The organism is Bacteroides luti, from assembly GCF_900128905.1.
Lineage (GTDB): Bacteria > Bacteroidota > Bacteroidia > Bacteroidales > Bacteroidaceae > Bacteroides > Bacteroides luti.
This window is the reverse complement of sequence record NZ_FQTV01000007.1, coordinates 22,404-38,354: the sequence shown is the minus strand read 5'-3', so window position 1 is coordinate 38,354 and position 15,951 is coordinate 22,404. Positions and strand designations below refer to the sequence as shown.

The following is a 15,951-nucleotide window of genomic DNA, read 5'->3' as shown; positions in this document are numbered from 1 at the left end:
ACAAATGTACAACAATGGGTTAACACTTTGAAACTTATTAATCACTATTTTAAGTGCTTTTCACCAAACTCTGTCTGTTGAAGTTCAACTTCATTCAGAACTTTTTGCTTTTCTTCTTCTGTAAGAGTTGGTTTTGTTTCATTGGTCGTTTTATTGTTACGGTTAACTTTGCTTTGTACCTGATCTATATAACAAAATGGTTTCTCAGAAGGAATACTCTCAAATTCTAGTTCGGCAGATGTTGGTGCATGCACCCCTTCAAACTGAACATGAGCTTTAACCTTAATTTTTCCCGCCTTATTTGTTGCACGAATCAATACAGGAGCAGAGCCAAATTCAACAGCTCGCGGATTGGCACCAATACTTGCATCGCCGATAATTGTTCCTTCACCTTCAACGGTGAAAACTACATTATCTTTTGCCAACCTTCGCACATTTCCGCTATCATCAGTAACCTCTGCAATTACAACCGCAAAATCTGAGCCATCAGCAACTAATGCTTGTCCTTCATGATCGAGTGTCAGTCTTAGTTTTGTAGAACGGCGTGATGGCATTCTTTTATAACTGCATACCACCTTGCCATCAATAATTCCTTCTGCAACAAAACTTACTTTCTGCCAGTTCTTCTGAACATAAGTATATTGTCTCATATCCCAGAAATTATACACATTCTTAAATATTACCGGAGCGTTAGGTATTCCATTCTTTTCGTGAATAACTGGTTGTACTATCGTATCTTTTTCATAAGTAATCAATCTTACAGAATCGCAATTACTGAAAACAACCACATCACTATCTGAAAAAGGAGATATTTCATTCGCTACATAGACCATTGGTCCTGTTTCACAAACAGGATGAGTAGCTTTGGGAGATATCTGACTCTTAAACATGTAATATGCATATTTCGACTGACGGAAACAATCAAAGATTCCTCCCCAATATGGATCTGGGTGGTAACCGCGTTGATGATCAAAAGGATGCCATTGTGCACCACCGATAAACTGTCCGGTTGTTTTAAACATCGCACCATAAGATTCTGCTAATGAAAGAGCCTGAACTAACTGAGGACGTTCACCCCAACTTCTTGATGCACGGTTGTTATTGTTATGAGCATACCAGTCGTCTACATTTTCACCAAACTCACGTGTAAAGACACATTGTTTAGCTTTTCCTTCGTCAGTAGGCCATCCATATACCAAGCCGTAATTATCAGCAACTCCGTCTGAATGCAAATCTCCTGCAGCAACCGGAGCACCCGGATACGGGAATTCATCTTTGGTAACCTTCAAAGCTGATAAAGAGAAATCCAACGGATAACGTGTTTCATTCAATATTGGTTCCCAGATAAGAACTGATGTATGATTACGATCTCTACGAATCATTTGATGTGTATTCTCATTTACTAATTCAGCAAAATGAGGATCTTTATTCCAGAATTGCCATCCCGGAGTAGCTACAATAATAAACAAACCAAGTTCATCGCAAGCATCCATAAATGCAGGATCCTGAGGATAATGTGCCGAACGGATTATTTTGCAGCCGGCATCACGTAATTTCTTAGCATCGCGCCATTGCTGAGAGTTTGGAAGAGCATTTCCTACATAGCCAAAATCCTGATGTCTGTTAGCACCTATTAATTGTCCGTAAGGCTTTCCATTCAAATAGAATCCATCTTTTCCACGGAATTCAGCTTTACGAATACCGATACGAGTAGTTCCGCCATCCAGAGAAACTTTACCATCGAGTACTCGTGAATTGATCCTGTACAAATACGGATCATCCGGAGACCAAAGATTTGGTTTGCGAACTGTAATCTTTTGCTTTGCTGTTTTACTTTCACCATTAGCCAGAACAAGCTTTGTTTTTTCACGAGCTATAACTTTCCCTGCTTTATCACAAAGTTCTGTTTCCAGATATACAGTCTTGCTTTGTTTGCTTTCATTCTTTACGTCCGTATCTACAAAAACATCGGCACTTTTTTCGCTGATATTATCATAATGAACAAAGACTCCACCACCGGCAACTTTGTTAGCTTCAATTGCATCTGTAATAGCCACAGGTGATTTTGCAATCATCCAAACATCACGATAGATACCTCCATGATAAGCAAAGTCAAGCGTATATTGTTTCTTTCCCGGAGGGAAGTTCTTATCATCACTATTATCGGTAAAGACTGCAATCAGACAAGATTCACCGGCATGAATGCCTAGATCGGTTAGCGAAACACTGAAAGGAAGGTATCCACCAAGATGTTGTTTTACCAGTTTACCATTTACATAAACATCCGATTTACCCATCACAGCTTCGAAGTATACCGAGACATTCTTTCCTTTTAGTGATTTATCAACCACAAAATGCTTTCTGTACCAAGCCGGTCCCTGATAATTGCGGCATCCACTTGCTTCCGCTGCTTCCAATGCTACTGTATGTGGTGTTGCAACAACTTCCCACGATGAATCATCCAGTCCCATAGCACCGCCATTTTTAACATCTCCTTTAAAGAAACGCCATCCCGGATTGAAATTATAAACAATTCTCCCACTGCCTTTTAAATCAATAAAGCCTGCAACTGAAGTTTCAGGACTATATGAACCAGCGGAACAAAGCGCCGGCATTAAAAAGAGCAAAAGTGCTGCAATAACATTCTTCATTCTATTCTGTATTTATTTTATTATTTCTTAATCATAATAACAACATCTTTCATCCTTTCAGCAGGATATACTTGTAGTGATGTAACCTTTCCATCTTTAAGCTCAGCCTCAACAGTCGTATTTTTAGGAGCATGCATCTTAAAGTGAACGTTCCATTCAGCAGGCCATGCCGGGAAAAGAAGAATCTGTTCTCCGTTTGTTTGCATCAGCATTTCCTGAAGACCAATCATTCCACTGCCTCCCCAATTATGATCGGGAGTCCAGTCATAACCTGGTCCCCAGAATGTAGGGAATCTAAGTTCGCTATCTTTCATTTTTAAGGAAGTCAGCCTCTGTGCTTCTTTGGTGAGTCCCAGACAAGCAGCAAAGATATTATCTTGCTTCCATCCTATATGACTTCTAAATTTCAACGCATCAGAATCACTAAAATAGGTATTAACCGCTACATCTAAATCTTTTTTCCCAACTCCATATACTCTCCATGGGAAAACAGGATACAATTGCGGAGATTCAATATTATTGATTCTTTCCCACAATTTGGCAGGAGCAATCATCTTCTTTCCATTCTCTTCTCTTATAGTAATGGGCGGAATAGTTGAAAGCATCTGTTTCCAGCGAGCAGATTTAGTACTATCCGCAGCAGAATATTCAATCATCTTTTCTAAAACAACTGTCAGAGCCGAAATGGTAGATGTGGAATTATAAGCCATCTTATAAGTTTCGCAAGCCGAACCCGGATAAAGTACTAAATGTCCGTCGCCATCCAGCACTTTTCTACCACGCTGAGTAGCCAGCATTCTATAGTGTTCATCAAAGAAAGTCAGAACGCTTTCTATCAAAGGAACATACTTATCTATTTTCTCGTTATTATATTCTTTTGTTTCAAGAATCATATTACAGAACTCCAGAACAGTATCCCACTGATATTCCAACCAGGCATTATATTCTAATCCCTTATCAAAGTTTGCCGGACGTTTCCATCCATACTCACTCGGATTAGGTAGACCAAAGTTCTCTATTTGTTCAGTAAAGCATCCTCCTTCGTGATTCCAATAAACCTTACTTCTTAGTTCTGCATTCTTTAGGATACGCAGATAAAAGTCGAACTGAGACGTCATCATATCAAAGTCTCCGCTCTTAAGCATCGGGAAATATACCAATCGCTGATTCTGGGCAGTCATTGTTCCCCCACCCCATTTACGAAAATCGGGAGTGAAGTTTAGTGTAGAATCAACGCGAGCCGGATCAAAAGTAAATAAGCCACCATTAAATTTAGTTGGATAACTACCGTAAGCATTACATCCCAACATATAACGGAAAAGCTGATAGTTTCTTCCAATCTTCCAGGCTTCGGAATCTTTATTTTTTTCGTTTATGCGGATAGCACTCTTATTCCAGAATGAGTTCCACCAAGCTTGAGTTCTTTTCTTATCATCATTACTTTTTATACCTTTCACAATATCAGCTAATCCTTGTTTCCACTGATTAAGTGATTCTGTCTGTTGGGTATGCAAAGCTATCAGAACGTGATGCGAAGATGACGGTTTTACGCTCTTCATGCACCATGATTTATAATCAGTTCCGGCGTATTCTCCTGAGGAGGTTCCTGCAAACTTCAGATTATCTCCGAATAGCATTCCACCGGATGTAAGGTTTCCAATCGGATTATACATCTTGCTTTTAACAGAATCCATTCCTTGCTGAGCAACTGTTACGTCGAATACTGTCTGAGCATCGTTTTTATGATAGAAAATTACTTTATCAGTACTATTCTCTATTACATCTGCCTTTGTTACAAGTCCTTTAGGAATTGCCCATTTATAGGAATTGGCATTCCCCTCTCCCTTTCTAACCGGACGATCTTTATAGCGCCAGTTTTCATAATAAACCTCTGCTGAAAGCTTTTCTTTGCTATTTATATCAACATGAATAACCGGACTAAACACGTTTACCCATAAACGGATATTCGTATTGCCGGCATTAACATCGACAAAACCTTTTCGAAGATTTAATTGCTGACTAAAGCCTGAATTTATAAATGGATTTGGAGTAAGCTTTACACGGATACGTCCTGATTTAAGAAGACAATTGTTTTCGTCCAGTGAGCCACTGCGTGATATATAAAACAGAAGTTCATTGTTTTCCACCCACACATTCAGGCCAATGTCTCCACCTCCGCAAGGCATGGAGTCGTAAGAGCCCTTGCTTTGAGAAGTCCACAAAACATTATATGAATCCAGCCAGTCGGTCACTTTAGCGGCACGACTGGTAGATATAAAAATCAATAATATAAATGCAACAAAAGCTTTTTTCATCTATTTACCAATTATCAGTTCTGAATGAAGAAACAGGAAGACCTTCAGTGCCATATAAATCACCATCCACATAGTTTTCGAAAGCATAGCGAACAGCAACAGGCTTCTTTACTTCATCAGATTTTACATATACCTTACTTCTTACAATCCATGCTTTAGCAGGATAGAATTTCTTATCTGCACCGGCTACTTTAAAGTTTTGCAAGTCACCTTTTGGGGCGGCAACCCACATTTGTGTTCTGTCAAAGCTTAAAACAACAGTATCATTCTGAACAGCCATCTCTTTATAAACCGGTCCGTCGGCAGTTACACCGTTAACTTTATAAGTCTTCACCAAAGCCTGAAGAGCAAGACGCTCACCAGCAATTTGTTTTTTTCTTGGGTGAATACCTTCCTTTAATCCAGCATCAAGCAATACTGCCATACCTGTATTTTCTACTTTCCATTCTACTTTGCTTTGAGCTTCACGTAAATAAGCTGAATTAATAACTTCTTTTCCGGCAGGAGTAATGATTGAATAATCATAAGGAGCAATCTGACAGAAATAGAATGGGAAATTACCCTGATTCCATCTTGCTCTCCATAAATTAATCATTGTTGAGAAAAGATCTGTGTATGATTGATAACGATCATAATTAGATTCTCCCTGATACCATATTGCACCTTTAATTGTATAACCAACCAACGGAGCAATCATGCCTTGGTATAAAGTTGTAGGAGTGCGGTTCTTCTCTACTATATCTTCGGGTGATTTTGGGATCTTAATTTCAGGAAAACCTTTCAGCATTTCTTTATCCATCCAGGCCTCAACACAAGAACCTCCCCAGCTGCTGCAAATCAGTCCAACCGGAACATTCAGCAACTGCTGAAGCAGACGACCATAGTAATAAGCTGTTGCACTGAATTCTCTTACAGACTCGGGAGTAGCAGCTTTCCAGTCGCCTTTTACATCACTCTGCACATCGATAACAGAATTATGACCTACAGTGAATAGACGAATCTGAGAATTTGCAGATTTAAGGATATCCATATTCGAGTTATCAACCGGTTGGTTCTTATAACCCTTCATTGGCATTTCCATGTTCGACTGACCAGAGCAAAGCCATACCTCGCCAACCAACACATCTTGCAAAGTTGTTTGTTTGCCGTCATTGAATGTGATAGAATATGGACCACCAGCTGTAGGAGTTGCAAGAGCAATTTTCCATTTTCCTGTTCCGTCAACATCAACAGTATATTTCTTTTTATTCCATGATGTAACAATTGTCAGTTTCTTATCAGGTGTTGAAGTTCCCCAAAAAGAAGCATTAGTTTGTTGTTGTATAACCATTCCATTTGAGAAAAAAGCTGGAAGTTTAACTTCGGCCTTTATTGTGGTCGAACAAAAGAGCGAGATCGCCAACGCGAGTGCTCCGAATCTGAACTTGTTATTCATTTAACTATGTATTTAATAATCAGTATCTAAGTAAAACCCGATAATAAACTAAGTATTTATTGAGGTTATCTTAAACCAATCATGTACATGTTTAGTCCTCGATCTTGTACATGATTACTTTCAATCTTGTACATGATTGGATCCGAACATGTACATGTTTCTACTAACCAAACTAATTTAAATTATTAATGTCTCTATTACTTTCTCTTACTTTCCTTTATAAGAAGATTTAAAGGTCCTAAAAGTCCTGACTCTTGCAAAGGTAACTTTTCTGACCAATAGGTAGCATTTGTCCAAACATTATCTGCTTTAATCTTTTGATCATGCACACCTTTCATCTTATTCAACCAGGTATTTACAACCTGAATCTCTAAGTTGTTATTTCCTTTCTTTATTGCTTTGGTAATATTAACTTGGTAAGGAGCAGTCCATGCAATTCCGCAATTTATTCCATTAACAATAACCTCGGCCATTACATTTACTTTACCCAAATCAAGATATACTTCATTCTTGCCTACTTTGTTCTTCCATTGGAATGTAGTCTGATAATTGGCAGTACCAGAGTAATACTTGATATCAGCATCACTTTCTTTACTCCAGTCAAACAAAGAATCTTTCTTCAGGCTTTTGGATACTTGAGGGAAATTCACCGTCCAATCTTTAGTCTGCAACGGAGCAGTGGTAACAATTGACTGCTTGTTTCCTGAAACAACTTTAGTTTCACGTTGGAAAACAACAAAAACCGATTCGTTAGCATCCAGGTCTAAAGCAACTTCTGTTCTGTCATCAAATTCGCTCCACACTTCCGCATCCTTAATTTCACCGGTTACAGGATTCCATAATTCCGGCTGTCTGCTACTGCAGCGTAAAGAAACGGTCACTTTACGACGTTCATTCTTCTGATTAGCGATAAAATAGATATCAACATTCTCGTCAGCACGATGAGTCCACGCAAAATCTTTTGCATTATTTTTAAAGATAACATCCTTCTTTAAACCGAACTGAGAAAAATCAGCTTCGTTATAAGGAAGCTTATATTGTGGTGATGCCGACCAGATAAGGTCAACTATCTTATTTACCTCTTTGGTGTTATAATCCTTATCAGCCAATCCTGGAACTCTTGATGGTTTATCACCCAGTAAAACTACAACGCCGGATTTTTGAAGTAATCTGATTTTGCGTGCCACTTCCAGACTCATATAATCTCCGTCAGGAGACATAGGATGTGGTTTAGGCAATACTAATATTCTATATTCAGCTCCACCGGAAACAATTAGTTTTCCATATTCCGATCTTGAAAGACGTACTAATGCATCCTTATTAAAAGAATCATAAGCATAGCCTGATAATGGATCAATCCAATCGCCCAAATCAGTCATGTTTGCAGAGTTGGAAACACCCACAGGCATTTCTCTTACAGGTTGTCCCTCATTCGCTAAACGTTTTGCTTCAGATTCCACACGCTCTTTTCCAAATATTCCCGGAAGAGAAGGAACAAGTCTGTCGGGCAGAATAGCTCTTGTTGGCAATTCTTCTCCGGTAAACACAGCAACATCAACTACCGGATGACCAAACTGAAGCAATGTCTGACAACGGCGAGCGTAATCAACCCATGCTTTTCCTTGCTTCCACCAAGTCTGATCTCGCTGGAAGTAAAGTCCAATACCATCCAATGTTATGCCCGGTGCTTTATCCACATAAGGATTATGCACATAAACATGATAAAACAGTTTGTTAATACCTAAAGCATAGTTTCTATCGAGTAAAGGTTTAAGCATTGAAGGATTCTCATTCCACATAGTGCGTAGCTGGGTAAACCCTTCAGCCTGAATAATATTCTTTCCATAGACATGAGCGCCAGATATAGCGTCAAGCATATCGTTTGGTTTATCGTGAGTAGGGCTGTTTAACCAGAATTCTCCCATTGGTCTGTCCACAGCCTGATAGTGAAGCATACCATCACTAACCATAGTAGGTGCAACACTTTCAGCAGAGAATTCACAATTGTATTCTTTCGCTTTATCAGCTAAAGTTTTATAGAACACATCTACAATAAGTTCTGAAATTGTCTGACGAATATCATTTAAAATGCTCTCCGTTTTTTCTGCACTTTCAAGAGGAGTACCCGTATATACCAATAAGTATGGAGTAAGATCATACCCTCTGCGTTTCTTAAATTCGGCCATAAAATTGTCCGACCAATTCTGACTTCCGCATTCCCAGCTATCTACATGCATAAACTTCAATACACGTTTCGCTAATTCAGGGTCAGTCTTTCTGAAAGCTTCGCCAAACCAATGGTCAAACTGTATCTTCACAGCCTCTTCACTGAACTTATCACATTCCAGTCCTTTACCTGCACCACCGGTAGCATTGGTATGTCCGGTAGAAGTATGTCCCATTCTTACAATTCTCCATCTTCCTGCAGGAAGAGTTGCATTCAACAAATCACCATTTAAAGAAGCAGAGAGATCAATCACCTGATTCAGCTTTACACAATCCTTATCCGGTAATTCATCAGATTGAGTTCTTTTACTTACACGCCAAACCAATCCGGCTTTACCTTCAAACTGACCTATTAAAGCTCTGCTGGATAAATATAGTTTCTTTATTTTCAGAGTTGGTTTCCACTTTGCAGCATCCATATCTTCCGCACCAGGTTCAGAACCTTTCGGATCCCAGTAAAAGCGGAAATAACGAGCAGTTGTTGCAGGAATAATATGAGTAGAGTTCTCATCCGTATTCTGCCAACCCTGACGTGCAGGAGTTAATTGTTTAACCGTACGGAAGTTTACGCCATCATCACTAACACAAACTTTTAAACGATGAGCCTGATAGTTGTTTCCGTTCAGTACAAGTTCAAGAGAGCGGCAAGTAAAAGGCTGTTTAAATGAGTATTGAATCCAGCAGGCAGAAGAAGCTTTGAAAGCCCCTTCAGCGTTTCGTGTAACTAAGTAAGAAGGAGTTTTATCCTGGGCATTCGAAGAAGAAACTTCCGGAACATTTATTTCAGTTGAGTATTCCTCCTGAACAGGTATGGCATAAAGTCCTATTTCCTTATAAAAGCCTTCATAAGATTCAGGACGATGCAAACGCATATTTTTTATTTTCCCGCCCGAAATAATTGTATCACTCCACACAACTTTCTGCATAGATTTCTCGGGAGTAATCCACGGTCCGCCAGCAAGAGCAAAGCCATCACAAATATGCATACCAAGTTTCAGTCCTACCCTGTCAGCTTCCTGCATGGAGAAGCGAACCATCTCCCACCATTCGGGAGTAAGCTGCCTGTATGCAGGAAGAAAAGATTTATTATTTATAGTATCTTTTATAGGCATAAGGTAAGCACCGCCTAAACCGGCAGCCTTCATTGCTTCCATATCTGCAGTAATACCTGCTTTAGAAACAGCACCGTGCATCCAATACCAGAACACCCATGGAGATGCCTCTTCCGGTGGATTATTAAATCTATTGGACAACAACGTTTTTTGTGCAGTAACAGCCGTACAACACAAAATCAACAGAAACAATAGAAATGATTTATATTTGCTCATTATTCAGATTCTCCCTCAGAATTTATGAATTTACTTAAAGTTGAAAATCAATTTACCAGTTTTTTGTCCGCTCACCCATTTAGGTTGTGAAGAAGGACCAATCAAATCTGTAGCATTCACTTTGTTTCTTACTGCAGGGATTACATCCAATACAGAAATTCCGCTTTGAGGCAAAGTATATAACAATGCATCGCGTCCGTCTCTTGGCTGGTAAACTCCTAAATACACATTAGGTGTTTCATTGGTAATAGAAATAACACCTTCGGTAGTAGTCAGGTTCATCCATGAACAGTTTGCGAAATAACCTTTAAATTCAGGATAAGTAAATGACTCTCCCGGAATAGGATCGTTGTATTTGTTTTCCCAAACATCATAAGTTGTTCCATGCAAACGGTTTTGCCATACACGGTAAGGGCCATTACCCAACCAGCGCTTGCTTTGCATCTGATCTTCAGGATAATCAAATCTTACTCCCATTAAATCTACAACACCATTGAAGTTATAAGTATAGTTCAATACAAGAGAACCATCAGGTCTTACTGTCCACTGAGCAGTCTCCATATTTCCCAGTTTATAGGAAGCAGTGATTACTAAATCATTACCTTGTTCTTTCACTGTAAGTTTTTCGAATACAGCCGCATCATTAAATTCTTTGTAAGTTCTGTCCAGACTCTTGGCATTTGGATCATCATGATTATAGAACTGGTCTAATGAACGGTCGGCACGACGAGCACCAATAAATCTTGGACCATTAGCAAAAGATATTTTCTTTCCGTTGCTAATCACCTCTTTCAACTGACCATCCTTTTTGCTGAAAGTATAGCTTTTATCTGCAACTGTAGCAGTTACAGCATTATCTGTTTCCTTGTAAGAAGCAATCTTGCCAGATTTTGCCTCTTCTTTCTGAGTCTTACCTTCAACCTTCCAGCTCCAGCGCCATAGTTCTTTTCCATTCTTATCAATAGCAGTAAGGAATACAGCATCCACTTTATCAGTTAATGAAGGCATATTTGTTTTAAGTACACCAGCTGCATGCGGAGCAATATCAGTACCTTTTACTTCACCTTGTTTCAAAACAACAGTAGTTCCTTTATCATCCAAAGCAGAAGGGAACGCAACTTGCTTCCAAACAAACTTACATTCATTTATATTAGTAAAATCATATCTATTTTCAAGTTGGAATACTCCGTCGAAGTTCTTATCCAGACTCGTATTCATAACCTGAACCGGACACCAGATCTGTTTGATAGTAAAGAAGCTTCCTTCTTTTTCGTGATGAGGACCAACAATTCCGTCGGCACCAAAGTTTCCCTGATTATCAATACGGCCATCTTCGTCCACACGTTTCACACCTTCATCTGCCAATACCCATAAGAAACCACCGATACAACGAGGATGCTTACGCATCATCTCCCAGTAATCATACAATCCGGCACCATGTCCGCCATCATACAATCCGTGAAGAAACTCTGTTGGCATAAAAATCTGAGGTAAGCGCATATATTCCTGACTTTCGCCGTAAGAGCGATAGTGCATTGTTTCAAATCCGCTAAAGTTTCCTTGTGGGTGAATAACCGGACGAAGCTGAGGATCCCATTTATGGAACTCACCATCCAATTCAGTATTCCAGCCTTTTTCATTACCATTGCTCCACCAGATAACAGATGGGTGATTTACATCTCTGGTAACCATTTCTTCCGCTAGTTTAACACCTTCTGGAGTTTCATAATGTCCGTGCCATCCGCCAAGTTCACTCATTACATATAATCCCAGTTCATCACAAGCTTCATAGAAATCAGGATCAGCAGGATAGTGAGACAAACGAACAGCATTCATATTCATTTCTTTGATCAAGCGAACATCTTCATAGTTCTTAGCGCGATCGAGAGTACGACCTGTTTCCGGACGGAAACTGTGACGGTTTACACCACGAATATTCACACGTACACCATTGATATAAAGACCATCGCTTTCACGAACTTCAATTGTTCTAAATCCGAATTTTTCTTCTGTTTGATGAAGAATCACTCCATCTTTATCAACCAAAGAGAATTGAGCTTTGTATAGATTTGGAGTTTCGGCCGACCATAATTTAGGAGATGCAACGTTTAAAGAAACAGTTGTCCAGTCTCCCCCATCCTTTACAGGAGAAACGGTTTCTTTCACCTTTTTACCAGCTGCATCAAGAATAACTGTTTTAAGACTTAATTTATCTGAAGTAGCATTTCCAAGGTAACAAGAAGCTTTGAAAGAGCCATCAGCTTTTGCATCCAAAGCAATTCGTTTAATATTCATTGCAGGTTTTGCTTCCAGAAATACGGGACGGAAAATTCCACCAAAATTCCAGTAGTCAGCTCTTCTTTCTGCCAGGTTTACACCTGCATTCTCTGATTCTTTCTTAACTGTTACTTCCAGCAAGTTCTTTTTTCCATATTTCAGCATATCAGTAACATCGTAAGAAAAGCGATAGAATGCACCTTGATGCTTTTCGCCAGCTTTACGACCATTTACTTTTACTTCAGTATCGGTCATTGAAGCTTCAAAAACAAGACGTACACTTTTTCCTCTCCATGAAGCTGGAACTTCAAATTCATGTTTATACTGTCCTTGTTCCTTTGCTATTCCATCAGGAAAAGGTTTACCGTAGAATGTTATACCGTATTGAAATTGTCCAAATCCTTGTGTTTCCCAACAAGAAGGGACCATGATTTTAGACCACTTACCGGAATTTCTTCCATCAGTGCAATAAAAATCCCACGCTACTGCATCATCAGCTCCTTTACCAGATAAATACTGGATAAGAGTTTCCTTGTCAGTCTTCTGAGCGTATAAGAAGGAAGTTAAAAACAATGATAAAAAAACGACTGCTTTTCGCAGATTCAGAATTGTATGCTTCATAATCTCTTTATTTCTTATATACAGAAAGACGAGCAGATAACATTTTTGTACCCAATAAAACAAAAAAAGAACACCGCTCAAATGCTATATAAAAAGCATTTGAACGGCGTATATGTAAAAGCTAAACCTATTGGAATAAATGGATAGACCTCTTTGAAACTACTCAATTACTCTGATTCTTACAATAATCTATCAATAAAGGAACAACATTATTACATATCTCTTTTTCATCTTTTGATTTGTCTCTGTTTTCCAATACAAATTTTGTAGCATAAGCAAAGTATATGCTTAGTAATGCAAAATTGGATTTAATAATTTTACAAATAGTCTTATTTAGCTTAAATGTAAAATCAGAAGTACCATTAATCCAAAGTAACAAGAAGTGCTCGGCCGACTCCCATTTCCAGTTATTTCTGTCAAATGGAGTTGAAGTCAAATAATTTGCACATTCCAAAGCTTGCTGTTCTGCACGAATATAATCAGCTTTGCTGTTTAATTGAATTCTGCTTAACTGGGAGAAATCTTTCGAACAGCTATTTTCAATAAAGCTATCGGCTAGAATTGACGAATTAAACATTTTAGAATTCATAATCTTATTTATTATTAGGTGATATAAAAGATATCAAAGTAATAACTCTCAAATATCAATCATTGTAATTAAACTCATTTTTCAATCTCTATTTTCTCTCATCTCAGAAAGAAAATCTAATGCTTTTTCAAGCAACCTATAAAGAAGCAAATTAGCCTTTATCGGATGATACAAAAATAGAGAGTAATAATGGAACTATCAAAAAATACGTTGGACAACTTCTTGATCTTACTATTTAAATATAATATTGATAATCTGATAATTAAAATCATTTTTTATAATAATTTGAGACTCAAGCATTGGACATTTTATCAGAAGGGTGACTTTATACAAAGAAAAATTCAATAAAAAAGTAAATTGCTATAAAAGCCTCTATTCATTTTAGTCAAATATACTACAGGCTAATTTCTTTATAAAAACATAGTTAATATTTAGCAAAATCGCACATACACTTTATATTTAATTTATGCAGATAAAGAAACCGGAATTAGAGTCTAATTTAATAGAAGGATTATTGCTAAATTCATATATAAATCATACATTCGCCATTGTTTCGTGCGGAAAATGTGTAATATCTCACACTTTCCGCACATAAAATGTGAATCGCATAAAATCCGTAGAGATATTATTGACAGTTTAAAACAATGTTACAACGAGCAATAGAAATAGCAAATAAAGCCCATGAAGGGCAAGTTGACAAGGCCGGGCAACCATATATTGAACATCCGTTACGCGTGATGAATATGGGAGATACAGATGAAGAGAAGATTCTCGGTGCATTGCATGATGTAATAGAAGATAGCGATTGGACTTTCGAAAAACTGCTGGAAGAAGGTTTTTCTATAGAGATAGTCGAAGCTCTTCGCTGCTTAACAAAGTTATCAAAAGATGAACCTTACGAAAGGTTTATAAAGCGCATAAAGAAAAACCCATTGGCTGTAAAGGTTAAAATCAATGACCTGACTGATAATATGGATATAAGGCGATTAGCGTACATTTCCGAAAAAGACGTCAAACGTCTGCGTAAATACCTTAAAGCTTACAAACAACTATTAGGAGAATCAACATACTCTATTGATGCATGTAGAGTAGATCATCCAAACGCTTACAAACCCTGGACTCAGGAAGAAGATGATAGATTGGAACAACTGTTTTGTGAAGGCAAAACGGCAAATCAGCTATCTGAGATATTTGGTCGTAAAAGAGGAGCCATTAATTCTAGAATAAAAAAATTGGAGTTAGAAGAAAAGTACAGATAATATGAGGTGAGCTTATTTCATTCTTTTATAAAGGACTAAAATTAAATACTATGGAATCAAATTGTATCAAATGCTCCTTAAGAGCTAAATTTGAAAAGAACCCTAAATCATTTATCGGTAAGTTTTGGCGTTGGCATATCAACTTCTGTCCGGGATGGAAGGCTTATTTCACTTCTCTTTCTTCGGAAGAGCAAGAAGAATTGAGAAAGAAGTATAACTTCAAGAAATATTAATCAGCGCTCTTAATCATAATTTCTCAAATTTATCTCCACCATCTTCCACAAAATGCACAAAAAGCCTTTCTGTAAGGCCTTTCAACTAGTGGAAGATAAAAAAGTTTAACCGTTTATCTGCTACAAAATCGTGCTAATCTGCTACCAAAATAGCTTCCGAAAGCAACATAGAAGTATTGCTTACCCTCATTCAGAGTTGGTTCTTTATCATTAAAACTGAGACTTCTGATAAACCACTCCAGAGTTATGCAAAACTCCGGTCTGCTTTTTATAAAACTACTAGACTAGTTTGTACATCCTTGTACAAAAGAATGCATTTTTCTGTACAAAACAATTAATTCTTTTGTACAGAAGAAAGATTTGTTTTGTACAAGATTACATCAACTTCTCGCCTGAGATATAAAAAGTCACTCGGGAGATTGAGCAACCTCACGCCGCATCTTTCCAAAGAACCGAAGTGACATTTGATAACCTGCAAAAACACTACATAAATTTTAATTTTTAGAAATTGATCTAGCGATCTAGCAGTAGACCTTAAGTTATTTTATATAAGTGTTGTATAGGTGCTAGATCAAATTAATTTGATCTAGCGTTGATCTAGCAATCTAGCACCTTGTCTCCGAAAGTGCTAATATTAATAACAACCAAAACTTAAATCACTAATTTTAAGCAATATATACAACTAAGCAAAGAAAAAAGATGCATTCATATTGATCAAAAGCGCTAGACTGCTAGACTACCGCTAGACTTTATCAGACAAGTCTAGCGGCTATATAACACTAAATATCAACCAATTAAAAGCATACCGCTAGACTGCAAGATACTTTTGTAAAAAACAAATTCAATGCTGCACCCTATATTTCATTTGGTGAAACACCAACACGTTTCTTAAACAGACTGCTGAAGTGCTGAGAATACTTAAAACTTGCAAGTTAAACTTGCGAAACTTGAATTGATAATTTTTGCTATTGTAACGCACCTGCAGATTTTTGTAACAGATGATTAAGAGATGTAAGA

Annotated in this window: 8 protein-coding genes; 2 read left to right on the top strand and 6 right to left on the bottom strand. The window is 37.9% G+C overall.

Annotated elements, in window-relative coordinates; all coding sequences use genetic code 11:
- Positions 1–44: 44 nt before the first annotated feature.
- The 6 genes from BUC21_RS07835 to BUC21_RS07810 all read right to left on the bottom strand — a co-directional run bounded on the left by BUC21_RS07835 (position 45) and on the right by BUC21_RS07810 (position 13,442).
- Entirely contained in the window at positions 45–2,651 is a 2,607-nt protein-coding gene (locus tag BUC21_RS07835) for a glycoside hydrolase family 2 protein (protein ID WP_073400982.1), read from the bottom strand.
- Positions 2,652–2,671: 20 nt separating this feature from the next.
- Positions 2,672–4,966: a DUF5703 domain-containing protein gene (locus BUC21_RS07830; protein ID WP_073400980.1), complete on the bottom strand. Its 2,295-nt coding sequence runs from the start codon at positions 4,964–4,966 to the stop codon at positions 2,672–2,674.
- Between the two features lie 4 nt (positions 4,967–4,970).
- Positions 4,971–6,401: a sialate O-acetylesterase gene (locus tag BUC21_RS07825; RefSeq protein ID WP_073400978.1), complete on the bottom strand. Its 1,431-nt coding sequence runs from the start codon at positions 6,399–6,401 to the stop codon at positions 4,971–4,973.
- 197 nt (positions 6,402–6,598) lie between these two features.
- On the bottom strand, positions 6,599–9,958 hold the full coding sequence (locus BUC21_RS07820; RefSeq protein WP_073400976.1) for a glycosyl hydrolase: 3,360 nt from the start codon (positions 9,956–9,958) through the stop codon (positions 6,599–6,601).
- A 27-nt stretch (positions 9,959–9,985) separates the two neighbouring features.
- Positions 9,986–12,832, bottom strand: a complete 2,847-nt coding sequence (locus tag BUC21_RS07815; RefSeq protein ID WP_073401197.1) for a glycoside hydrolase family 2 TIM barrel-domain containing protein — start codon at positions 12,830–12,832, stop codon at positions 9,986–9,988.
- 184 nt (positions 12,833–13,016) lie between these two features.
- Positions 13,017–13,442 carry a hypothetical protein gene (locus tag BUC21_RS07810; protein ID WP_073400973.1) on the bottom strand — a complete coding sequence of 142 codons (426 nt, stop codon included), beginning with the start codon at positions 13,440–13,442 and terminating at the stop codon, positions 13,017–13,019.
- Between the two features lie 644 nt (positions 13,443–14,086).
- Between BUC21_RS07810 and BUC21_RS07805 the strand changes: the two genes are divergently transcribed.
- A complete protein-coding gene (locus tag BUC21_RS07805; protein WP_073400971.1) occupies positions 14,087–14,701 on the top strand; it encodes an HD domain-containing protein in 615 nt (204 codons plus the stop codon).
- A gap of 50 nt (positions 14,702–14,751) precedes the next feature.
- The gene (locus BUC21_RS07800) at positions 14,752–14,934 is read left to right on the top strand and encodes a hypothetical protein (protein ID WP_073400968.1); all 183 of its coding nucleotides are present in this window, start codon (positions 14,752–14,754) and stop codon (positions 14,932–14,934) included.
- Positions 14,935–15,951: the final 1,017 nt, after the last annotated feature.